This is a genomic window from Bradyrhizobium sp. (genome assembly GCF_049519115.1).
GTDB lineage: Bacteria > Pseudomonadota > Alphaproteobacteria > Rhizobiales > Xanthobacteraceae > Bradyrhizobium.
Window position 1 is genome coordinate 1 of record NZ_JBEKRB010000126.1, and the last position, 6,623, is coordinate 6,623.

Here is a 6,623-nt window from a genome sequence, read left to right on the forward strand (position 1 = left end):
TCGGAACCAGACCCTCGAGACTGACCATCTCAAATGCGGTCTGTTGCGGCGTGGGTTTGCGAAGCATCCCCTAGTGAATCAAAAGTCCCCGCCAATGGCGAGGACTTTGTCATCAGTCTGAGGCCGCATCATTGATGATGCGGCCTCTCTATCTGATTTGCCCTGGTTCTCACACAGCCTGAAACAGGCGGGGCTTTCTAGCTCGAGCTTTGAATCGCGTCAGTATTTCGCGACGATCGGTCCGCCGAAGCGATAGTTGATGCCGAGCTTGGCGGTGTGAACGCCGGGGTCGGAGGCGGTATTGATTTCGGTGGTACCGGCAAGACCGCCGCCAGCCACACCGGACTGCGTGAAATGCTGGCGGGTGCCGAGGTAGAGGTACTCCCCTTTGATGCTCCAGTTATTGGTGCAGGCATATTCGATGCCCGCGCCAACTGCGTATGTGACGTCGGTGTCGCTATGCCCAAGGGCCAATGTGCTGGCTCCGCAGGGTGCCGTAGAGCACGCGTCGTTGAAACTGTAGGAATTGCCGACAAACGCGACGCCGCCCTTCACGTAAAGCAACGTGCGGTCCGCGGCCCACCCCAAGCGTCCTGCAACACGCCATAAGCATCGCCAATCCTGGACGAGTTGATGCTGTCGGGAAAAGCGAAGCCAGAATTGATCGCGTTAATGTCCTGTTGCGAGTGATGCAGATGAAGAGAGCCGGCTTCACCTTCGAGGCCGAATACGAAATTGGAGCCAGGAGTCTGCCAGTTATATCCGATCGTGCCGCCGCCAAGAAAACTGCTATTCAGGCCATAGGAGTTAACGAGGTTGCCTCCGTTGTACCGGGCTCCCGCAGCTGTCGCAGGATCGGTTGCGGTCGCATTCCCGTCGGAAAACGCACCGCCGACGAAACCGCCGATGTAGAAGCCGGTCCAGTTGAACGCCATCGGCATGACCGGCGCCTTGGTGTAGGTCCGTGCCGGCAGATCCGCAGCGAATGCGATGCTCGTCAAACCGAGCGAGGCAATGAAAGAAGTTAAAAACAGTTTTGTATGATTGCGCATGAATTCTCCGGCAGAGATTATTTCGATCGAGAAACACATAACCGACTGGCGGCGGAAAGTTTGCGCACTGTCTGTCGCGCCAGTACTTTAAGGCCGGGTCGTTGTAGAAACATCACGCTTCCGGCGATTCAGCGGTAGCGAAATGACGAACGTCGTCTTCCCGACGGCGAAGTTCCACAGAATCCGGGCCACGGCACGTGAGTTCCTACTGTTGTAATGACGCACGACTCAAATATGCGAGCCTGAGTGGGATCGTGTCAGGTTCGTCCGGAAATAGCGGAACGATCATCGTTCCCATGACCCGCACCTGTCCTAAACTTCATTTTCATTTTTGGCCGTTCGCGCGTTGTCTTGCATTGGGGGCGGAGCGATGAATGCAGGAGACAGTGCTATGCGGCATCTTCTTTTGATCGCCATCATGGCCTTCGGCATCACGGCAACCGCGACGGCCGCTCAAGCTCAGACGGCGAGCGACCAGACCGGCAGCATTGCAACCGGTTCCGATCCGCTCAGCGTACCGACGTCATCCCTGCCGGCAGGGTCATCGTCTTCGACGGGATCGGGGTCCGCCGGTTCATCAAGCGGATCCACAACGTCAGCGGGATCTACGGGTAGCAGCGCTGCAGGCAGCAACGGCGCTTCAGGCTTCAGCGCATCGTCATCAAATACTTCTCAGGTGCCTTTGCAGTTATCGGGCGAGACACCCAACACTTCAACGCAGGCGGCAACCTCAACGGCTGCGGCCGCAAGCCATTCGTCGAGCACGATCTGCCCGCCGGCGGTTCCTACCTCCGACGGAGGCTCGGCCAACCTAACAGAGATGGTTGGCGGCTCGCTCGACGGATGCTGAGCTAAGTTCAATTGTGGACAGTTCGCGCGCGGTTCCCGTGCGACGGTGCATCCATGAGGGACATGCAGGCGAAGTTGGATAGTCTTCTAGAGCAAGCTTCCGAGTGTGCGAAGATCGCGTCTGAGGCGACCGACGCGGCGAAACAGGAACTATTTGCCCGCCTCGCTCAGCACTTCACTGTTCTCGCTTCCGAGGTAAAAAAGGCCATAGCGAAAATGGCTGGCGAAGAATAAGGCCGCGTTCTCCTCACGGTCCACTTTTGCATATATCGGCGCCACTGCTGATTTAGTATCGGCCCGGCGTCGGATCAATCATGCGGAAGCGCCCAATGCGGATTGTGCCCAAGCATCCATTTCGACCGAAGTGCCCGCGATGTGGCATGCACATGATCGCGACCACGGCAGTACTTAACAGCAGACGCAAATTCGAATGTTTGCGCTGTCGTCGTTCAGAGACTTGCAAGATCGAAGAATAATACAACGCAAGGGCGAGCACGCATTTGGTGTCTGGACTGCCACCCTTACTTCTTTTCCCAATGTCGCCAATGTGTCGGGTGAATTGTTACTGCCCCGCCGCTGGCGCCCTTGGTCCAGCCGCCGAGGACGCGGCGGCAGGGGAAAATGACCGGATAGAGTTTCCCATTGTCCTCGACAACGGCCACTTCCACGTCTCGGTCGAATGGCGCGGTTTCAATTTTCAACCATATCATGACGCCGAGCATGGCCTGACGCGCGACCTCGGAGGTTGATAGTTATCAACCAAGCTGGCTTATTCTGCCGCCTTCGGGTTTGGATTTTTGACGCGCCAGTCGGCGAACTTGGCCTCCTCCTCTGCCAGCAGCTTGTGGAGCATCGCGATCTTCCTCGCGTCAGGCTCGGTAGCCGGCAGTTCCTTATAGTGGGCGATGTTCGCCTCGAATATGAAACTTGCCATGACTCGCCCCCCCGGGTTGAGCCAGGTTCCGGTTCCACCCTGCTCTTTCAACTCCGCAATAGCGAGTCACCTCTCTTTGCTTCAGCCCTTATCGCGTCTCAATCCCTTGCCCGTTCTGTTGATGAAATGAACGCCTGCGCAGGCAAGACATGCCACGGATTCATATTCGTGATCCATTCTGGCTTCGAGCCGGTGCTGCACGTTCTGGTTGGTTACGGGGCAGACGAAGATGAAATTTCTCGTCCCGCCGTGGTTCTCGCTTCCGTCCATGTCCTTTACGCATCCGATTGGTCAAAGGTCTGCGATTCAACCATTAACCGCTCGATTTGGGACACTCCGGATTTCTACTTAGGAAGCTGGGGGTGGCCGACGGATCGAATTTGGTAGGTGGACGGCTGCGGCCGCAAGCCATTCGTCGAACTCGATCTGCCCGCACCCGGTCAAACCTCGGGGATGGAGGCTCGGCCAATCTGGCGGAGATGGTCGGCAGGTCGCTCAGCGGATGCTGAGCCGGCGTTGCGTTCAATGCACCAGGCTCTCAATGCCTGCACACGCGCACGCCGGACACATCGTCACAGTGATAGCTCTTAACCAGGCTTTCAATGTCTGTAACGAATTCATTCCATTCCACAGGGCCGGTGTCTCGCGTTTTGAGAGCTGCCGACAAAATCAGCAAAGGCGTCTTTGACGCACAGTCGCGAACTTCGTCGAGCAGTTCTTTGGGCAGAAATGGATACTGGTGGAATCGCGGACAAGCGAGATGCCAGTTGCGCAGACGATCGCGTGACCAAGGTCGTCGTTCTGTCCAAGCCTGGCATAAGTTCCGGAATCTCCAACCGCGAGGACTTGCCGTGCTTCCGGCGGAAGCGTCGACATTTGCGCTAACGTCGATCGAAAATTTTTGATGCTCGAGAGATAGCGGTTCATGGTCACCGGTCCCCAAGGACGCACGCACAAAGGATGACCGTCAGAAGCGTGAGGACAGGCGCCTTTCCCGCGGCAAGCTCGAACAATGGCGCCGCCGCGACGATGCTGATCAGCGTCGGGATGTAGAGAATTGTCACATGATGTTCCCACAGGCCGGTTATCGCCAGGACGCCTATGCTTACGGGAAGGATGGCGACCGAAACGAGCGCCATCGCCACACCCTCTCTTGCCCGGTCACTGAAGCAGAGCTGGAAAACGGCAACAACATTGACCAGGATTATTAGAATAGTTTGGCCGGACAGCCCCGAACCTCCAGCCAGCTTAAGGTGCGCGCCCCACGTCTCCAGGCGCGTTGTCCCGCCGACAAAAGGCCCTTGCGAATAGGCGATATTGAGTTTTATCCCCTCGATAAAGGGCCAAAACTCGCCGCGAATGAACAGAATGCCAATGACAGAAAGCGCCGATGCAACTGTCGCCACTGCAACAAGGAGTAAATCTTGCGAGCGCCGGTGAATGATCACGACGCAACCCACGCCGACGATCGCAACGGGAACGTAGATCAATTTGGCGAAAATCAGCGTGCCAATACAACATCCCGCCAGGAACGGCCGATCATAGAATGCCAAGGCGATGCCGATGAGGGCGAGCACTACGCCGGGAAGCTCGCTGTAGCCGGGGGTATAGTAGCCTCCAATCAGCACGATCGGCGTGGCCAGCAACGACCGCGATCGCGGTCCATCTGCTCGTGACCTTGAGTGCCAGCAGGTAGACCGCTGCCGCTGCGAGCAGGAGAAGCATCGCCTCTGCCGCGATCTCCGCGCCCCAGCCAAGTGCGCGCTGGGCGGCTATGAAATAGTAGAACAGCGGCTCCTTGTATCGAAGACGCCGCTGTAAAGCCTGTCGCCTGCCAGGAGCCGCTCGGCCGTGGAGACGAAAATGCCTCGGTCGGCATCCCGGTCCGGGAGAATCCGGATGGAGAGACCGATCCACGTCAAGACGACAGCCAGAAAAAGGAATTGATCCGCCCTCGCCCGACGGACGTATTGAAAAAGTTTCATTGCAATTTGCCCCGAGGCAAACCTGTCGCGGGGCCACCTCTCTTTGCAACCGAGGGCGCTTGGATAGGTGCGGACGGTGTCCGCTATTCGTGCATCTGCTCCCCGTCACACGTGGTGGACCGGCGTGAAGGACGGATCGCCGAGCGAAGCCGTTGTTATTGATTGCGTGCTGAGAATAATGGTGGGCGGCTACGGATTCGAACCGCAGACCCTCCCGGTGTAAACGATAGGTAGAAAGCCGATCCCGAGTAATCTCAGTGATATAATAAACAGTGCGATGCGCCCCGTTCCACCTCGGTTCACCCATTTCATGGGCGTGAGCGCGATCTGTACCTTTCTCCTGACCGCACTTCCAATTTCACGGAGGCGCCCCATTTCCCATTAGGGGGAGGCAGTGGAGCACAGCGATGGATGTCCAGGTCACAGGTGCAGGAATCGGCCGTCAATTTATCGGCGGCGATGTAAACCATTTCGAATGGTCCGTAGCCTACCAGCGCAATGGCGGCGGCCGTTTCTATCACTCGGTCAGTAGTCGGGTTGCGCCAGAATTTGAGCAAGCAATTCACGTAGCCAAGCACGAACTCACAAACCCAAGCTTGACGTCGTCGCGATGAGAGCGGCTTGAATGAAAGAGGCCGCGAACTGACGCGGCCCGGTCTTAGTGAAGCCAGAATCAAGGTCGTTAATAGGATTACGGCACGCTATAACCTATGAAACATCTAGGAGACTTCGGTCGGTCGAATTGGCTCTTGGTGCCTCTCAATCATTGCAAGGCCCCGGAGGGGCGAGGGGCAGCGCTCCAAGAACACAGCCGCCGTTCTGAGGAAGCGTAAGGCCGTCTGAAATAGGAAGCGCTCGGTGCTCGCGACCCGGGCGCTTTTGCTTTTTCAAATTAGATCCCACTGCGTATTTCAAAACGGGCGACTAGGGGTCGAAACAGGCCATTACCCGATCGCCCAAGGGAACGGATTGCCAACTTGGCCCGAAAAGAGAACGCTGGTCGTAAGGAACGATCAAGCTCCGAATGAATCGTCGACTCGGCACCCGGGAAAATGCCCCCATTACCGGGCGTCATGTCCTCCCCCAAGGGCAGGCTCCAGTCTTCCCTCACGGCTGGGGCCCGCCAATTGGCGGCATCCGCTCAATCGACAACAACCCCTAGCGGCTTCCGTCCCGCGCTAATCAGCGCGATCATGGGGCATGCCCGCCCTCACCCGCCGCCGCTCCGACAATCCGCATCGTGTAACTTGGCACGTCTATTTCGGCGACGTCCAGGTCGGCGCCATCGGTGAGCGTGCTGGTGTTCCGGTCGACATGGATCAATGATCTATCCCGGTCTGCATCCGGGTAAGTATCGCCGTGGAACAGCGGCCAGCTTCGAGGAAGCGCGCATCGGGTTCGAGGCGGACTAGAAAGCCCTATTGCCCGAGATACCCGAGGGCGCATTCGACGAATATCGGCATGACCGAGAAGCACGCGCCGAGATGAGGGCCATTCGCGCTCGCGGCGAGAGACTGCCAAGCGAGATACCCTCCTCGCTGATGCGGTGCGTGTGCGGCACCACTTTCGATAGCCATGTTCCTGCAAATACGCTGCTGCATGCACCTCACATCTACGCCGCAAAAGCGGACGGGCGTAGATGGTGAAGGTTCCGGCACGGGAACACCGTGTTAATACGGAGTCCTCAGTGCCTGTGGAAAACTATTAAATGCCCTTGCCGGGGCAGGAGATTTCATCCCGAACTAATTTTTAACCGGCCATTGGGGGTCGCCGCGAGGTGGCCCCTTTTGATTCTGCCTCAAC

The 6,623-nt window shown here is 57.6% G+C and carries 8 protein-coding genes; 2 read left to right on the plus strand and 6 right to left on the minus strand.

Going from position 1 to position 6,623, the window contains the following annotated elements:
• Positions 1–219: 219 nt before the first annotated feature.
• From ABSE61_RS35485 to ABSE61_RS35510, 6 genes are all read right to left on the minus strand, one after another.
• Positions 220–555 carry an outer membrane protein gene (locus tag ABSE61_RS35485; RefSeq protein ID WP_423875833.1) on the minus strand — a complete coding sequence of 112 codons (336 nt, stop codon included), beginning with the start codon at positions 553–555 and terminating at the stop codon, positions 220–222.
• Positions 552–1,052, minus strand: coding sequence for a hypothetical protein (locus tag ABSE61_RS35490; protein WP_423875826.1), 501 nt, complete (start codon positions 1,050–1,052; stop codon positions 552–554). Before ABSE61_RS35490 ends, ABSE61_RS35485 begins: the two co-directional genes overlap by 4 nt.
• 459 nt (positions 1,053–1,511) lie before the next feature.
• Entirely contained in the window at positions 1,512–1,685 is a 174-nt protein-coding gene (locus ABSE61_RS35495) for a hypothetical protein (RefSeq protein ID WP_423875827.1), read from the minus strand.
• 737 nt (positions 1,686–2,422) lie between these two features.
• A complete protein-coding gene (locus ABSE61_RS35500) occupies positions 2,423–2,623 on the minus strand; it encodes a hypothetical protein (RefSeq protein WP_423875828.1) in 201 nt (66 codons plus the stop codon).
• Between the two features lie 47 nt (positions 2,624–2,670).
• The gene (locus ABSE61_RS35505) at positions 2,671–2,835 is read right to left on the minus strand and encodes a hypothetical protein (protein ID WP_423875829.1); all 165 of its coding nucleotides are present in this window, start codon (positions 2,833–2,835) and stop codon (positions 2,671–2,673) included.
• A gap of 929 nt (positions 2,836–3,764) precedes the next feature.
• Positions 3,765–4,481: a hypothetical protein gene (locus ABSE61_RS35510; RefSeq protein WP_423875830.1), complete on the minus strand. Its 717-nt coding sequence runs from the start codon at positions 4,479–4,481 to the stop codon at positions 3,765–3,767.
• A gap of 746 nt (positions 4,482–5,227) precedes the next feature.
• On the opposite strand from ABSE61_RS35510, the gene ABSE61_RS35515 reads away from it, so the two are divergent.
• Positions 5,228–5,434, plus strand: coding sequence for a hypothetical protein (locus tag ABSE61_RS35515; RefSeq protein ID WP_423875831.1), 207 nt, complete (start codon positions 5,228–5,230; stop codon positions 5,432–5,434).
• Between the two features lie 586 nt (positions 5,435–6,020).
• Entirely contained in the window at positions 6,021–6,146 is a 126-nt protein-coding gene (locus ABSE61_RS35520) for a hypothetical protein (protein ID WP_423875832.1), read from the plus strand.
• Positions 6,147–6,623: the final 477 nt, after the last annotated feature.